Origin of the sequence: Stappia sp. ES.058, from assembly GCF_900105595.1 — a bacterium.
GTDB lineage: Bacteria > Pseudomonadota > Alphaproteobacteria > Rhizobiales > Stappiaceae > Stappia.
This window is the reverse complement of sequence record NZ_LT629784.1, coordinates 3,851,578-3,867,168: the sequence shown is the minus strand read 5'-3', so window position 1 is coordinate 3,867,168 and position 15,591 is coordinate 3,851,578. Positions and strand designations below refer to the sequence as shown.

At 64.8% G+C, this 15,591-nt stretch carries 12 protein-coding genes and 1 tRNA gene; 6 read left to right on the top strand and 7 right to left on the bottom strand.

Annotated elements, in window-relative coordinates; all coding sequences use genetic code 11:
• Positions 1–24 precede the first annotated feature (24 nt).
• From BLU32_RS17985 to BLU32_RS17975, 3 genes are read left to right on the top strand one after another with little or no spacing between them, the layout of a single operon-like run.
• Positions 25–435 (top strand): phage terminase small subunit P27 family, encoded by a 411-nt coding sequence (locus BLU32_RS17985; RefSeq protein ID WP_093809221.1) that lies wholly within the window; start codon positions 25–27, stop codon positions 433–435.
• On the top strand, positions 404–2,017 hold the full coding sequence (locus BLU32_RS17980; RefSeq protein WP_093809219.1) for a terminase large subunit: 1,614 nt from the start codon (positions 404–406) through the stop codon (positions 2,015–2,017). Before BLU32_RS17985 ends, BLU32_RS17980 begins: the two co-directional genes overlap by 32 nt.
• Before the next feature lie 12 nt (positions 2,018–2,029).
• A complete protein-coding gene (locus BLU32_RS17975) occupies positions 2,030–2,401 on the top strand; it encodes a hypothetical protein (RefSeq protein ID WP_093809217.1) in 372 nt (123 codons plus the stop codon).
• 85 nt (positions 2,402–2,486) lie between these two features.
• On the opposite strand, the gene BLU32_RS17970 is transcribed toward BLU32_RS17975, so the two are convergent.
• The 4 genes from BLU32_RS17970 to BLU32_RS17955 all read right to left on the bottom strand — a co-directional run bounded on the left by BLU32_RS17970 (position 2,487) and on the right by BLU32_RS17955 (position 7,366).
• Positions 2,487–2,563, bottom strand: a tRNA-Arg gene (locus BLU32_RS17970).
• A 514-nt stretch (positions 2,564–3,077) separates the two neighbouring features.
• The gene (gene trpB / locus BLU32_RS17965) at positions 3,078–4,292 is read right to left on the bottom strand and encodes a tryptophan synthase subunit beta (protein WP_093809215.1); all 1,215 of its coding nucleotides are present in this window, start codon (positions 4,290–4,292) and stop codon (positions 3,078–3,080) included.
• 23 nt (positions 4,293–4,315) lie between these two features.
• The gene (locus BLU32_RS17960; RefSeq protein WP_093809213.1) at positions 4,316–4,999 is read right to left on the bottom strand and encodes a phosphoribosylanthranilate isomerase; all 684 of its coding nucleotides are present in this window, start codon (positions 4,997–4,999) and stop codon (positions 4,316–4,318) included.
• Positions 5,000–5,083: 84 nt separating this feature from the next.
• Positions 5,084–7,366 (bottom strand): NADP-dependent malic enzyme, encoded by a 2,283-nt coding sequence (locus BLU32_RS17955; protein ID WP_093809211.1) that lies wholly within the window; start codon positions 7,364–7,366, stop codon positions 5,084–5,086.
• 194 nt (positions 7,367–7,560) lie between these two features.
• Between BLU32_RS17955 and mutS the strand changes: the two genes are divergently transcribed.
• Entirely contained in the window at positions 7,561–10,332 is a 2,772-nt protein-coding gene (gene mutS, locus BLU32_RS17950; protein WP_371326939.1) for a DNA mismatch repair protein MutS, read from the top strand.
• 12 nt (positions 10,333–10,344) lie between these two features.
• On the opposite strand, the gene BLU32_RS17945 is transcribed toward mutS, so the two are convergent.
• Complete coding sequence (locus BLU32_RS17945) at positions 10,345–11,256, bottom strand: bifunctional helix-turn-helix domain-containing protein/methylated-DNA--[protein]-cysteine S-methyltransferase (RefSeq protein ID WP_093809209.1); 912 nt, start codon at positions 11,254–11,256, stop codon at positions 10,345–10,347.
• A gap of 172 nt (positions 11,257–11,428) precedes the next feature.
• On the opposite strand from BLU32_RS17945, the gene BLU32_RS21880 reads away from it, so the two are divergent.
• Entirely contained in the window at positions 11,429–13,381 is a 1,953-nt protein-coding gene (locus tag BLU32_RS21880; protein ID WP_157727729.1) for a hypothetical protein, read from the top strand.
• A gap of 18 nt (positions 13,382–13,399) precedes the next feature.
• Here the strand turns inward: BLU32_RS21880 and BLU32_RS17935 are convergent, their stop codons facing one another.
• Positions 13,400–13,978: a DUF2244 domain-containing protein gene (locus tag BLU32_RS17935; RefSeq protein WP_244501736.1), complete on the bottom strand. Its 579-nt coding sequence runs from the start codon at positions 13,976–13,978 to the stop codon at positions 13,400–13,402.
• Here BLU32_RS17935 and nth point away from each other — a divergent pair.
• On the top strand, positions 13,977–14,747 hold the full coding sequence (gene nth, locus BLU32_RS17930; protein WP_172838588.1) for an endonuclease III: 771 nt from the start codon (positions 13,977–13,979) through the stop codon (positions 14,745–14,747). The two genes, BLU32_RS17935 and nth, sit on opposite strands and share 2 nt — an antisense overlap.
• 253 nt (positions 14,748–15,000) lie before the next feature.
• Here nth and irrA read toward each other — a convergent pair whose 3' ends face one another.
• A complete protein-coding gene (irrA, locus tag BLU32_RS17925; RefSeq protein WP_371326938.1) occupies positions 15,001–15,420 on the bottom strand; it encodes an iron response transcriptional regulator IrrA in 420 nt (139 codons plus the stop codon).
• Positions 15,421–15,591: the final 171 nt, after the last annotated feature.

The window sequence follows — 15,591 nt, the reverse complement described above, 5'->3', positions numbered from 1 at the left end:
TCGCCGAAAATGGGAGTTTTTAGGATGAAGGGACGGAAGCCGAAGCTCACCGTCATCGATGGCGGCACCGTGCGCGGCAAATGCCCGTCCGCGCCTTCGTGGCTGACTTCCCAGGCGAAGGCCGAATGGAAGCGGGCAGCCCCGCAACTTCACAACCGGAACCTGTTGTTCGCCGACACCCTGGCGACCCTCGAAAGCTATTGCGTGGCCGTGGGGATGGTCCGCGAAACCGAAGAGATCATGGGCCGCGAAGGCCGCATGGTGACGACCGAGAACGGCCCGAAGCCGCACCCGGCGTTTCGAATGCAAAGCGCCGCGATGCGCGAAGCCCGCCTACTGGCCGCCGAGCTGGGGTTAACCCCGCACCGCCGAGGCTCGAAGGGCAAAGACGAAGGAAAGTCGAATGACAATTGGGACGCCGATCTTCTCGCCTGACCCGGCGCTATATGATGACCCGACAGGCCGTGCCGATCGCATCTGCCGCTTCGTGCGCCGCCTTCAGCTTTGGGAAGGCGACTTCGCCGGGCAGCACTTCCACCTTCATGCTTTTCAGGAAGCGGTGATCCGCCGCATCTACGGCCCGTCGAATGATGACGGCAGCCGCGTGGTGCGCATGGCCTGCATCTGGATTCCGCGCGGCAATGCGAAGACCACGCTGGCCGCTGCCCTCGGCCTTGCGCATTTCCTCGGCCCGGAAGCCGAAGCGGGCGGCCAGGTGGTTATGGCTGCTGCCGATCGCGAAAACGCGGGCATTGCCTTCAACTCGGCCCATCAATTCGTTCTTCAGGATGACACGCTTGCGAGCCGGGTGCGCGCGGTGGAAAGCCGGAAGTCGCTGGGGCATCCGAAGACGAAAAGCACCCTGAAGGCCATTTCGTCGGAAGCATATTCGAAGCACGGACTGAACGTGTCGTTCTTCCTGGCCGATGAAATTCACGCTTGGCCGACCGGCGAGGGCCGGAAGCTCTTTAAGACCGTCACGGATTCGATGGTGAAGCGTTCGCATCCGCTCACCGTCATCATTTCCACCGCTGGCGACGGCCAAGGCGGGCTTGCATGGGATCTGTGGAATTACTCGCACAAGGTGGCGACAGGCGAGATCGAAGACCCGACATTCGCACCGATCATCTTCGCTGCCGAGCCTGAAGCGGACTGGCGCGATGAAGCCGCGTGGCACGCTGCAAATCCCGCGATCGATGCCGGCTTCTGCTCGCTCGAAGAGCTGCGGATTAAGGCGCGGCGCATCGAACACTTCCCCGCCGAGATTGCTGACTTCCGGCGCTTCCACCTCAACCAATGGCAAGAGGGATCGGCGAACCCGTGGCTTGCGCTCGAAGTTTATGATGCCGCCGAGGCGATGACGCCAGTTGAAGAGCTGACCGGGCGGCCATGCTGGATCGGGATCGATCTTTCCAGCGTGGAAGATTTGACGGCGGTGGTGGCGGCCTTCCCTGAAGGCGATGGCGAAAGCCGCCGATATGACTTGTTGCCCATGTTCTTCCTGCCGGAAGCGAACATCGCAAAGAAGGGTGAGAAGGATCGGGCGGATTATGCGCGCTGGGCCGCCGAAGGCTTCCTGACCCTGACGCCCGGCAACGTGGTGGATCATGCGGCGATCGTGGATCACGTCATCGCCCTCGGCGAAAAATATGGTGTGCAGGAAATCGCGATCGACCGTTGGAACTCGACGGCGGTGAACACTGCCCTTCAGGAAGAGGGCTTCACCATCAATCAATTCGGCCAGGGCTTTGCCAGCATGGCCGCGCCCGTCAAAGAGCTGAAGCGGGCGATCCTCACCGGGCATTTTCGGCACGGCGGCAACCCGCTCTTGCGCATGTGCTTCGGCAACGTGGTGGCCGACAAAGACGCGGCTGAAAACGAGAAGTTCACGAAGGAACGGGCGCGGGGGCGGATCGACGGTGCTGTTGCCGCCGCAATGGCCGTTGGCCGCGTCATCGCGAACGAAGTGACGCCCTCACCCTATGAGAGCCGAGAAGGCGGATTCCTCTTCATCTAAAGGAGAAAGACCATGCACGAAGTCAGCATCACCGGATTGAACCGAGTTTCACAGCCGAAGCCGAACAAGGGCGGGAACACCATCCTGGCGTTCTTTGATTGCCAGGCGAACGGATTGGCGTTGGCCGGATGCGCCTTCGTTCGCACCGCCCGCCAAGGTCTCACCGTATGGCCGCCAAAGCTCGAAGGGACGGATGCGGCCCGCCGAAGCGTCGGCATCACCGATGAGCATCTTCGCAAGCTGATGGTCCGCCAGGCGCAAGAGGTTTACCGCGCCCTCGGCGGCACCGATGGCGAGTGGATCAAGACTTGGGATGAAGAGAAGTCGGACCAGGCCGACGAAGGGAACGGGCTTCGCCGCTTCCTTTCGAATGGCGCGGAATAGCAGGAATTTTCCGCCGCCCGCTTCCTATGTGCTTCCTGTGCGGCTGAAGAGCTATTGGAGAAGGCGGCTAAAGTCTTGATCTTGTTGGCGCACCCGACAGGATTCGAACCTGTGACCTCTGCCTTCGGAGGGCAGCGCTCTATCCAGCTGAGCTACGGGTGCCTTTGCGCAATCGCACCGAACCGGTCCGAGGGATAGCCGATCCGCCGAAGCGAGGCAATGGTTTTGTCTCAGCGTCGCGCGAAGCGGCGACCTTGTCGTCTCACGGCATTTCCCGAGCCCGACGGACAAGAGTCCTGCCACCCGAAAGCGTCTTGAAAACGGCATGTCGCTGAGTTCCACCGCCGGAGCATTGCGGACATTTTGCGTGTCGCAGTGGCGTCTTGCGATGCGGCCCGGAAAATGCGTGCGGGAGATCCCGGCACCGCATATCCTGTCGCCTGTGGACGTGTCCGCCAGCCACGGCCGCAAGCGATATCCTCCCCTTCCTCGCCGCAGCCCATCCGTCTCCGCCTCCCAAGCCCCTCGACATGCCCCGGCGCGACATGCCGGAAACGGCCAAACCCGGTGAGTGCGACCGGAGTGACGAGTTTCGGCCAGGGTCCCAGGCGAATACGGGAAAGGCGGCGAAATCACATCGCCGCCTTTCCCGGAATTCAGGAGTCCGCCAGATCGATCAGAGATCGTAGCCCAGCATCTTGCCGACGGTGAAGACGTCCTTGTCGCCGCGCCCGCACAGGTTCATCACGATGATCTGGTCCTTCGCCATCGTCGGCGCGAGCTTCATCACCTGGGCGAGCGCATGCGCCGGCTCAAGCGCGGGAATGATGCCCTCGACCCGCGTCAGCAGCTTGAAGGCTTCCATCGCCTCCGCGTCGGTGACCGGCAGATAGCTCACCCGGCCGCTCTCCTTCAGCCAGGAATGCTCCGGCCCGATGCCCGGATAGTCGAGACCGGCCGAGATCGAATGGCCTTCCAGGATCTGGCCGTCGTCGTCCTGCAGCAGATAGGTGCGGTTGCCGTGCAGCACGCCGGGTTTGCCGGCGTTGAGCGAGGCGCAATGTTCCTCGCCCTCAAGGCCCTTGCCGCCCGCCTCGACGCCGTAGATCTTCACGTCGGGGTCATCCAGGAAGGGATGAAACAGGCCGATGGCGTTCGAGCCGCCGCCGACGGCCGCAACCAGGGCATCGGGCAAGCGGCCTTCGGCGGCCAGCATCTGCTCGCGCGTTTCCGTGCCGATCACCGACTGGAAGTCGCGCACCATCTCCGGATAGGGATGCGGCCCCGCCGCCGTGCCGATCAGATAATAGGTGTCTTCGACATTGGTGACCCAGTCGCGCAGCGCTTCGTTCATCGCGTCCTTAAGCGTGCCGGCGCCGGCCGTCACCGGAACGATCTCCGCGCCCAGAAGCTTCATGCGGAACACATTGGGTTTCTGGCGCTCGACGTCGGTCGCGCCCATGTAGACGACGCAGGGCAGGCCGAAGCGGGCGCAGACGGTGGCGGTCGCCACGCCGTGCTGGCCCGCGCCGGTCTCGGCGATGATGCGGGTCTTGCCCATCCGCCGGGCCAGCAGGATCTGGCCGAGGCAGTTGTTGATCTTGTGGCTGCCCGTGTGGTTCAGCTCGTCGCGCTTGAAGTAGATCTTGGCGCCCCCCAGCTCCTCGGTCAAACGCTCTGCGAAATAGAGCGGCGAGGGCCGGCCGGTGTAATGGGTGTTGAGGTTGTCGACTTCTGCCTGAAAGGCCGGATCCGCCTTGGCGTCCTTGTAGGCCTTCTCCAGATCAAGGATCAGCGGCATCAGCGTTTCGGCGACATAGCGACCGCCGAAAATGCCGAAATGGCCGCGCTCGTCGGGACCCGATCGATAGGTGTTGGGATGGATGGTCATGCGGTCCGTCCTTGTTGCGCCAATTACCCGGGGAGCGTCCTGTCCCCGGCGGGCCTGTCGGTTGCGCCCTGGCGTGCCGCCGCCACGAACACATGTATGAGGTCTTCGTCCTTTTCGCCCCGCGCGCGCTCCACGCCGGAAGAGACATCCACATCGCCGATGCCTCCGATGCGGATCGCATCCGCCACCGTCCGCGGATCGAGCCCCCCGGAAAGCATGAGCGGAACGCCATGGTCAAGGCCCTGCAGCAACGCCCAGTCGAAGCTCGCGCCATTGCCGCCGGGCAGATCAGCACCCTTGGGCGGCTTGGCATCGAAAAGCAGCCGGTCGACATGGCTCACATAGGGCAGGGCCGTGGCAATGTCATCGGCCTCGCGGATGCCCAGCGCCTTCATGATCCTGACGCCATACCGCGCCTTGAGCTCGACGCAGCGCTCCGGTGTTTCCGACCCGTGCAATTGTAGCCAGTCGGGGCGCACGCGGTCCATGATCGCCTCGATGGTCGCATCGTCGGCATTCACGGTGAGCGCGACGATCTCGGTCCGTCCGCGCGCCCGGTCGGCAAGCCGCGCCGCGGTTTCCAGCGAGACATGGCGCGGGCTTTTTTCAAAGAACACCAGCCCGATCATGCCGGCGCCGGCGGCAATCGCCGCCTCCAGCGTCGCGTCGTTCGAAAGACCGCAGATCTTGACCAGGCCATGCGCCATTCTTCCTGTCGCTTTCCGATATCGCGGTGAAAGGCCCACTCTCCCGACGTGTCGAACCCTGTACGACACGTCGGGAGAGATGGCTCACGTCACATTATACGCCGCAATCGCCGCCATGTTGACGATGTCCCTGTCCTTGGCGCCGATCGGCAGGATCTGCACCGGCTTGTCGAGGCCGACCAGCAACGGACCGATCACGGTCGAGCCGCCCAGCTCCTGCAACATCTTGGTGGAGATGGAGGCCGAGTGGAACGCCGGCATGATCAGCACATTGGCCGGACCCGTCAGGCGGCAAAAGGGATAGGCCCCCATCTTGTCCATGTTGAGCGCGACATCCGCGCCCATCTCGCCATCATACTCGAAGTCCACCCGGCGCCGGTCAAGGATCTTCACCGCCTCGATGACCTTTTCGGAGCGCTCACCGCGCGGATGGCCGAAGGTGGAATAGGCCAGCATGGCAACGCGCGGCTCATAGCCCAGCCGGCGCGCGACATGGGCGGCCTCCTCCGCGATATCGGCCAGTTCCTCCGAGGTTGGCATGTCGATCACCGCCGTATCGGCAACCAGCACCGTGCGACCCCGGCACAGCGCCAGCGACACGCCGATCACCCGGTGTCCGGGCTTGGTGTCGATCACGTTGCGCACCGTGTCGAGCGCCACGGAGTAGTTGCGGGTCAGGCCCGTGACCATGGCGTCGGCATCGCCGCGCGCCACCATGATCGCACCCCAGTAGTTGCGGTCGTTGTTGACGAGCCGCTGGCAATCGCGCTGCAGGTAGCCGCGCCGCTGCAGCCGGCCATAGAGGAATTCGGCATAGTCGCTGTTGCGTGTTGCCAGCCGCGCATTGTGGATCGAGATGCCGGCGCGCTCGATGTCGATGCCGGCCCCGGTCGCCGCCGCGCGGATCTCGTCCTCGCGGCCGATCAGGATCGCCTCGCCAAGCCCCTGCGCAACGAAGCTCGCCGCCGCGCGGATCACCGGCTCTTCCTCGCCCTCGGCGAAGACCACCCGCTTGGGCTGCTGGCGCACTTTGGAGAAGATCCGCTGCAAGGTACCGGCGACAGGATCGCGGCGGGCGGAAAGCTGGTGGTGGTAGGCTTCCATGTCGACGATGGGACGGCGGGCGACGCCCGTGTCCATCGCAGCCTGCGCCACCGCCGGCGGGATCGTCGAGATCAGGCGCGGATCGAAGGGCACCGGAATGATGTATTCCGGACCGAACTTCGGCCGCGAACCGCGATAGGCGGCGGCGACCTCGTCGGGCACTTCTTCCCGGGCGAGCTTGGCCAGCGCCTCGGCGCAGGCAACCTTCATCGCGTCGTTGATCGTGGTCGCCTGAACGTCCAGCGCTCCACGGAAGATATAGGGGAATCCCAGGACATTGTTGACCTGGTTGGGGTAATCGGAGCGGCCCGTCGCGACGATGGCGTCGTCGCGGACGCGGTGCGCCTCTTCCGGCGTGATCTCCGGATCCGGATTGGCCATGGCGAAGATCACCGGATTGGGCGCCATCACCCGCAGCATGTCCTCGGTGAGCGCGCCCTTGACCGACACGCCGAGAAAGACATCAGCGCCCTTCAGCGCGTCATAGAGGCTGCGTGCGTCCGTCTCCACCGCATGGGCGGATTTCCACTGGTTCATCCCCTCGGAGCGGCCCTTGTAGATCACGCCCTTGGTGTCGCAGAGAATGACGTTTTCGTGCGGCACGCCCATGGCCTTGGCAAGCTCGATGCAGGCGATGCCGGCAGCACCCGCGCCATTGCAGACGATACGCGTGTCCTGGGCCGTGCGGCCGGTCAGATGCATGGCATTGATCAGGCCGGCGACGGCGATGATCGCCGTGCCGTGCTGGTCGTCGTGAAAGACGGGAATGTCCATCAGTTCGCGCAGGCGCTGCTCGATGATGAAACAGTCCGGAGCCTTGATGTCCTCCAGATTGATGCCGCCGAAGGAGGGGCCGAGGTAGCGCACGGAATTGACGAAGGCGTCGACGTCCTCGGTATCGATCTCCAGATCGATGCTGTCGACATCGGCGAAACGCTTGAACAGCACCGCCTTGCCTTCCATCACCGGCTTGGAAGCGAGCGCGCCGAGATTGCCGAGGCCGAGAATCGCGGTGCCGTTGGAAATCACGGCGACAAGATTGCCCCGCGTGGTGTAGTCGAAGGCGCGCGACGGATCTTCCGCTATGGCAAGCACCGGCACGGCGACACCGGGCGAATAGGCCAGCGAGAGGTCGCGCTGGGTCGCCATGGGCTTGGTGGGCGTGATTTCCAGCTTGCCGGGACGGCCTTCGTTGTGAAACTGCAGCGCCTCCTGTTCCGTGAAGCTGACGCCGCTCTTGCCCGATTTGTCCGTCGTTGGCATTTAGCCCTCCAATTGCCCTGCCGCCCATGAAAAGCGGAGGCAGACATTATCCCCTGCAAATACAGCACTCAACCCGCCATCACCCGCCGCGTTGCCGAAACCCTTCCGCCGATTTGCCAAATCACGCTAGAAAGCACTCACGACGCCCAACGGCTGGATGCGGCACCCGCCACCCAAACACGAAGGTCTCGAGCATGGTCGAGCAGGCAGGGGATCCCCCGATCGACAAGGACGCGAAACCGACACGGGCGCAGGCCGCCCTGGCACCGCCCACGCCGATGATGGCGCAATATATCGAGATCAAGACCGCCAATCCCGATTGCCTGCTGTTCTACCGCATGGGCGATTTTTACGAGCTGTTCTTCCAGGACGCCGAAGACGCCTCACGCGCGCTCGGCATCACGCTGACCAAGCGCGGCAAGCATCTGGGCGAGGATATCCCCATGTGCGGCGTGCCGGTCCACGCCGCTGACGATTATCTGCAAAGGCTGATTGCGCTGGGTTTCCGCGTCGCGGTTTGCGAACAGACGGAAGATCCGGCAGAGGCAAAGAAGCGCGGCGCCAAATCGGTCGTGCGCCGTGAAGTGGTGCGGCTGGTCACCCCCGGAACACTCACCGAAGAACGGCTGCTGGAGGCCTCGCGCAACAATTTCCTGCTTGCGCTGGCGCGCAGTCGCAGTGGGTCGCTTGATGACGACACCGCCTACGCGCTTGCCTGGGTCGATATTTCCACCGGTGCCTTCAAGGTGGCGACGAGCGAAGGCGCCCGGCTTGCAGCCGATCTCGCCCGCATCGACCCGCGCGAGATCGTCGTCGCGGATACGCTTCTCGAGGATCCCGCCCTGCGCGCCCTGCTCGATGAGAACCCGGCCTCTCTCTCGCCCGTGCCGCGCAGCCTGTTCGACGGCGCCACCGCCTCTGATCGGCTGGCGCAGTATTACGGCGTCGCGACGCTGGAGGCCTTCGGCCAGTTTTCGCGACTGGAAACCACCGCCGCCGCCGGCGCGCTTGCCTATGTGGAGAAGACGCAATTCGGCGACCGCGCCCCGCTCGACCCGCCAGCCCGCGAAGGCGCCGGTGCGCGCATGCTCATCGATCCGGCGACGCGCACCAATCTGGAACTCATGCGCACGCTGTCGGGCGAGCGCGGAGGCTCGCTTCTATCGGTCATCGACCGAACGGTTTCGGGTGCCGGCTCACGCCTTCTTGCCTCCCGGCTTGCCAGTCCCTTGACCGGTGTCGCGGAAATCCGACGCCGACAGGACGCAGTCGCACGGTTTCACGCCGATACCTATCTGCGCGAACGGCTGCGGGCCCAGTTGAAGCAAGTGCCGGACATGGCCCGCGCGCTGTCGCGCATTTCGCTCAACCGGGGCGGTCCGCGTGATCTTCTGGCGCTGGCCCAGGGACTTCAGGCAGCACTCGAGATTGCCGGACTTGTCCCGCGCGACGACACCGGCCGTCTGGAAGAAGAAGAACTCGATACGGCCCTGACCCGCATCGACGCGGCGCCCAGCGATCTGTGCGCGGATCTTGCCCGGGCGCTGAAGGACGACCTGCCGCTTCTCGCCCGCGACGGCAATTTCATCGCGGAAGGCTATATCGAGGAGCTCGACGAATTGCGCCGGCTCAGGGACGACAGCCGCAAGGTCATCGCGCAGCTTCAGGGAAGCCTTTGCGAGGAACTCACGGTCCGGGCGCTGAAGATCAAGCACAACAATGTGCTCGGCTGGTTCATCGAGGTGCCGGCCGCCCATGCCGACAAGCTCACCAGAGACCCGGCGCGCTTCATTCACCGTCAGACCATGGCCGGCGCCATGCGCTTCACCACGCCGGATCTGGCCGATCTGGAAAGCCGCATCGCCAATGCGGCGGGCCGCGCGCTTGCGCTCGAGACGGCTGCCTTCGAGCGGCTGTGCGACGATGTCCTCGCCCGCGCCGATGCGATCAAGGGCGTGGCCGACGGTCTCTCGGTCCTCGACGTCGCCGCGGCCCTTGCCGAGCTTGCGGAAGAAGACAATCACACCCGCCCGCTCGTCGACGACAGTCTCGCCTTCGACATTTCGGGCGGGCGCCATCCGGTGGTGGAACGGGCGCTGAAGCAATCGAGCGGCGAGGGGTTCGTCGCCAATGACGCCGACCTCGGCCCGAGCGAGGGCGAGGACGGCGGGCGGATCTGGCTGATTACCGGCCCGAACATGGCCGGTAAATCCACTTTCCTGCGCCAGAATGCGCTGATCGCGGTGCTGGCGCAGATGGGCGCTTTCGTGCCGGCGACCCACGCGCATATCGGCATCGTCGACAGGCTGTTTTCGCGCGTGGGCGCCGCCGACGATCTGGCGCGCGGACGCTCGACCTTCATGGTGGAAATGGTCGAAACCGCCGCCATCCTCAATCAGGCGGGCGAGCGCGCGCTCGTCATCCTGGACGAGATCGGGCGCGGCACCTCGACCTTCGACGGGCTGTCGATTGCCTGGGCGGCGATCGAGCATCTGCATGAGACCAACAGGGCGCGCGCGCTTTTCGCCACGCATTATCACGAGTTGACGGCGCTCTCGGCGCGCCTGCGGCGCCTATCGAACGCCACCGTCCGCGTCAAGGAGTGGGAGGGTGAAGTCGTCTTCCTGCATGAGATCGTCGCGGGTGCGGCCGACCGCTCCTATGGCATCCAGGTGGCGAAACTCGCCGGCCTGCCCGCCTCCGTGATCGAGCGTGCCCGCGCCGTTCTGGCGCAACTGGAAGAACAGGACCGGCGCACACCCGGCAAGCAGGCGATCGACGACCTGCCGCTGTTTGCCGCCGTACCGCACTCGGCTCCGGCCCCCACCACGCCCAACCGCGATAAACGCGATGTCCTTTCGGAGGCGCTCGCCGGGCTCGATCCCGACGACATGACGCCGCGCGATGCGCTGGAAGCCCTCTACCGGCTCAAGCGCGAAGCCGGCAAGGCCTCGGGGTCGCGGTAGGCGCAGCGGTCGTCACATGCTGGCGGCGCCGCCGCCCACCAGGCCGGTTTCCCAGCCGAGGATCGCCCGCTTGCGGGTCAGGCCCCAGTGGTAGCCGCACAGCCCGCCGCCGCTGCCCAGCACGCGATGACAGGGCACCACGAAGGACACCGGATTGCGCCCGACGGCCCGTCCGACGGCGCGCGCGGCCTTTGGCTTGCCGAGACCTTCGGCGATCCGGGCATAGGTCGTCGCCGCGCCGACGGGGATGCGCAGCAAGGCTTCCCACACCCGGATCTCGAAATCCGTGCCGATCATGACGACGCGCAACGGCGTTTCTTCCGACCAGCTCGCCGGATCGAACACGCGCCGTGCAAGCGGCGCGGTTGCCGCGGCATCTTCCACATACTCCGCCGCCGGCCAGCGACCGCGCATGTCGTCGAGCGCCTCTGCCTCTCCGCCGGGATCGCAGAACGCAAGACCGGCGAGACCGTGTTCGGTCGCCATGACGAGCGCGAGACCGAAGGGCGAGGGGTGAAATCCGTAGCGCAGGACCACGCCGGCCCCTTTCGCGCGGTAGACGCCCGGCGTCATCGCCTCATGGGTGACGAAGAGGTCGTGCAGGCGCGCCGGCCCGGACAGGCCGACCTCATAGCTTGTTTCAAGCACCGTCGCGGAGCGCTTCAACAGGGCGCGGGCATGGTCCAGCGTCACCGCCTGCAGGAACTGCTTCGGCGTCAGCCCGGCCCAGCGTGAAAACACCCGCTGAAGCTGGATCGGCTGGACGCCGGCCTCCGCCGCCAGTTCTTCAAGTTGCGGCTGGTCACGCCAGCGTTCGGTGATCGCCTGCAATGTCCGACGCACCACGTCATAATCGTCGAGGCTTTGGCCCGGCGACAGGGAAACGGGAGACGTCAGGGTTATGGCAGGGCCGGTCACGGTCATGGCAAGACACCTTCTTTTTCGATGTCTCGACACTATCGCCCGATCCGCACCCTTCGCCACCCGATTTGCGAGCCGGTCGGGCACAGCGGTACATCGTCTTGCTTCGGCCAAAAACCCGCGCCACTGTTGTGGAAACCGTTCGCGAGATGACCCCAACGAGATGACAGCGCCAATGCCCATCCGGCCTCTTCCAGATCACCGCCGCGCCGCACGCCTCCTGCTTGCCGCCTTCACCGCCACCGCGCTATTCCTCGCACCCCACGCCGGCACAGCCGAAACGCGTATCGTGTCGCTGAAAAGCAGCATCGAGGGTGTCACGGTCGACAGCGCGAAGAGCGACGGCACATCCTTGAAGGAGGTTGGACGCGGCTCGGGGATACTCTTCGTCGAGGCCGGACGCGAGAATGCCGCCTTCAGCTGCGATCAGGCGCTGACAATCGGCCTGTCGGACGGCCGCTCCCTGTCGAAGACCTACGATCTTTGCGCGATCAACTATGTCGTCGACGTCTCCGCCGCCGATCTTGCCGCGAAACGCGAAACGGCCACGCGCGTGGAGCGCAAGCTGGTGATGATCCGGACCGATGACGACACCGCCATTCGCGACGTGGCCATCGGCGGCACGGCCGTGAAGGTGCGCCGGCGGTCGAAGGCCCGCGTCTTCGTCGAGGTCGATGGCGATCCCGAAAACGGCGGCCAGATCGCCTGCCGCAGGTCGCTGCGGCTGGTTCTGGCCGACGGGCGCATTCTGCAAGACGACGTCGACATCTGCGGCGACTGGAAGGTGACCGTGGACACGAAAGCGGCCCTTGCGAAAGGGTCCGCGCGCGGCGTGCGCCAGGCCGTTCCCTCCGGCTCCAGCCCCTCCTCTCCGCCGCTCGCCGGCGGGGTGCGACGGCCGGACACCGATTTGCGCGGCAGCACCGAAAGCGACGAAAAATCCGCCCGCAACAGGGCAACCGATACCGGGATCCAAACCGACACCCGGAGCGATGCGTCCGATACCGCCGCGGCGCAGGCATCGCCGGACACCCCGGCAATGGCCGCCACGCCGCTGTTCGAGGATCGCAACTGGTATGTAAGCCGCGACGGCAACGACAGCCTGGCGTTGGTCTACGGCATTCGCGAAACCGACGATCGCGGCTTCCTGGCGCGTTGCCGGGCCGGCTCGGGAGAGATCGACTTCATCACGCAGACCACGGTCGACGGGCTTTCCCCGGGGGGCACGGCCTCCGTGACGCTTGCCGCCCGCGACCAGACACGTTCCTACACCGCGCGCGGGTCATCCGCGAACACGCAAAGCGGCCAACCCGACGCGGTGGTGTCGCTGAGCGCGACCGATCCGATCTGGACAGCGCTGATCCGAGGCTCGACCCTTGCGGTGAGTGTTGAGGGCGACTGGGCCTACCGTGTGTCCCTGTCGGGCAGCGCCGGCCCGGTTCGCCAGTTCCAGACGGCCTGCGCCGAGCCCCGGCCCGAAGTGGTCGCCTCTGCACCGCGCCAGCCGTCCGGCCTTTCTCAGGATGACCCCCGGGGCCGTCCGAGCTGCCGGGAAGAGGGGTTCATCACCTCGGTCGCCAGCGAGAGCCCGGCCACGCTGATCTTTCGAAACCAGCGTCGCCGACCTGTGGTCGTGTACTGGCTCGACTTCAACGGCGAGCGCCAGTCCCAGGCGCGCATTCCCGCCGGCGGCGAAATGGTCCAGCCGACGCTGGCCGGCCATCCCTGGCTCGTGACAAATCCGGCCGGGCAGTGTCTCGGCATCTATCTGCCGCAGGGTCGCTCGCGTGTCGTGACGATTGCAGCGGGGCGTGCCCCCGCTCCCTTGCCAGAACCCGACTTTGTGGCTCCAGTCGCGCCCGCGCCCCTGTTTCCAGCACCCGGAAACGATCTGGTGGACATCAACTACGACTGCGACAGCGGGGCCTATCTTGCCGTAACCATCGACAACACGCGCCGTGTCGCCATCGTCCGGGAGTCCGGCCTTTCCCCTGTGACGCTGGCCGATCGATCACGCAGCGCCGACCTCTACTACGTGCAGCGTGGCTACGTCCTGTCGGGCGCGGGGAACCGGGTGACATGGAAGCGACCGGGTGCACCGCCGCAATCCTGTCGCGTGTTCAACTGAGGGCGCGCTTTCGCAGGATCACAAGGCCAGCGGTTCCGGAAACGGGCCGCCGGCCTTGGCCGTCGCCACCGCCTGTCGGAAAGCGCCGGCAAAGCTCGTGCGATCGTCCGGGTTGAGGAAACCGCCGACGTCCACCGATTGACCGCGCGCCTTGACGGTGATGCGCACCACGCCCTCGTCGTCTTCTTCACGCACGAGAAGTTTCGCCCAGAACGGATTGAAACGGTAGCAGGAGTGCCGGCCGGCGGCACTCACCTTCAAGATGGTGATTTGCGTGCGTGATACCGACACCTGTTCATAGGCACGGGCGGCCTTGTAGTTCCAGCGAAAAGCCAGAAAGATCAGGAGAATATCGAGGCCGAGAAAGCCAAAGACCGGCCAGGCGCCCAGAGCCAGGAATACCATGCCCGAAACGAGGCAGATGGCGCAGACGATCAGCATCAGGACGCGAAAGCCGTTTGCCCCCAGCGATCGATAGGGCGTCAGCAAGGCTGCGAAGAACGGGGGGTCCTCGTCCCGCGCATCGCAGCCGTCCGCGGGGATGCGATCTGTTTTCGGATTGCCGCTCGTCATGATGCAACAGTATAGAGAAGCCATGAGCGAGAACCAGAGCGATCCCGTGAAAACACGCAAGCCGCCCAAGCCGGCAGGGAAGAAATCCGCCCCTGTTGCAAAGCCGCGGCGCGCGCTGAAGCGACCCCGTTACAGCAAGGCCGAGGTCCATGCGATCTTCGCCCGCTTCCATGCCGCGAACCCCGAGCCGACCGGGGAACTGCACTACGTCAATCCGTATACGCTCCTGGTGGCCGTCGCCCTGTCCGCACAGGCCACCGACGTCGGCGTCAACAAGGCCACGCGGCCGTTGTTTGAAACCGTCGACACCCCGGAGAAAATGCTGGCGCTCGGCGAAGACGCGCTGCGCGAGGCGATCAGGACCATCGGCCTCTACAAGACCAAGGCGAAGAACGCGATCGCGCTGTCGCGAATGCTGGTCGAGGAATACGACGGCGAGGTGCCCCGCGACCGGGCCGCCCTGGAGCGCCTGCCCGGCGTTGGCCGCAAGACCGCCAACGTGGTCTTGAACATCGCATTCGGCCTGCCGACAATCGCCGTCGACACGCATCTGTTCCGGCTCGGCAACCGGATCGGCCTTGCCCCCGGAAAGACACCGCTTGAGGTGGAACAGTCTTTTGAAAAGACGGTGCCGGCGGAATTCCTGATGCACGCCCATCACTGGCTGATCCTGCATGGGCGTTACATCTGCAAGGCCCGCAGACCGGACTGCGAGAAGTGCCTGATCTCGGATCTGTGCAAGAGCCCGGAAAACACCCGACGCGCGCAGGGTGCGGGCTCACAAATGAAGTAAGAATGGTTTGAGACGGATTTATCTCGTCGAGAAACGAAAAGAGCGGGTATTTACACGCCGTTCGCGACGAAGAAGAGGCGGCCGAAGCCGTTTTCTCACGTCCTTTGGCTTCGTTCATGAGGCCGCAGTCGTCCCTGGTCGGTGTCATCGGGCGCAAAATCTTGCGCAAGCGACTGCACGCGGGCGGGAACGGGTTCAGGGTTTAAAAGCTGAAGAGGGGCGAGACACCGCGTCGTTTTCAAGCGGCCCGCGCTCAGTGCTTGCGGCGCAACCGCACGACCACATCCACACGAACGATTTCCATACCGTCCGGTGCTTCCGGAAGGCGTGCCATCGAAACGCCCGATCCGGGAATGTCGATCACCTGATTGTCGCCTTCGATGAAGAAATGATGGTGATCGTCGGTATTGGTGTCGAAATAGGTCTTCGTGCCTTCGACCGCGACTTCGCGCAGAAGGCCGACCTGCGTGAACTGATGCAGGGTGTTGTAAACGGTCGCCAGCGAAACCGGCACATGTGCGGCCTCGGCTTCCTCGTGCAGGAGTTCGGCCGAGATGTGCCGGTTGCCGCGCGAATACAGCAGCTCGGCCAGTGCCACGCGCTGACGCGTGGGACGCAATCCGGCCACACGGAGCATATCCCGAACTTCGCGCTGTCCCTCGATCTCGCTCACTCTGCCTCGCTCGCTGTTTGGGGAATGTCACCACCAAAAGACATCAATCGCGAGAATACGATCCCGCTTTCGGCATCATGCCATCCTGCACGTTTTGCGCAAGCACGTCATCCTTCACCTGATGTGGTACGACCGCGACCCTTTGCAATGGCCGATTGCACGCCAGTGGCG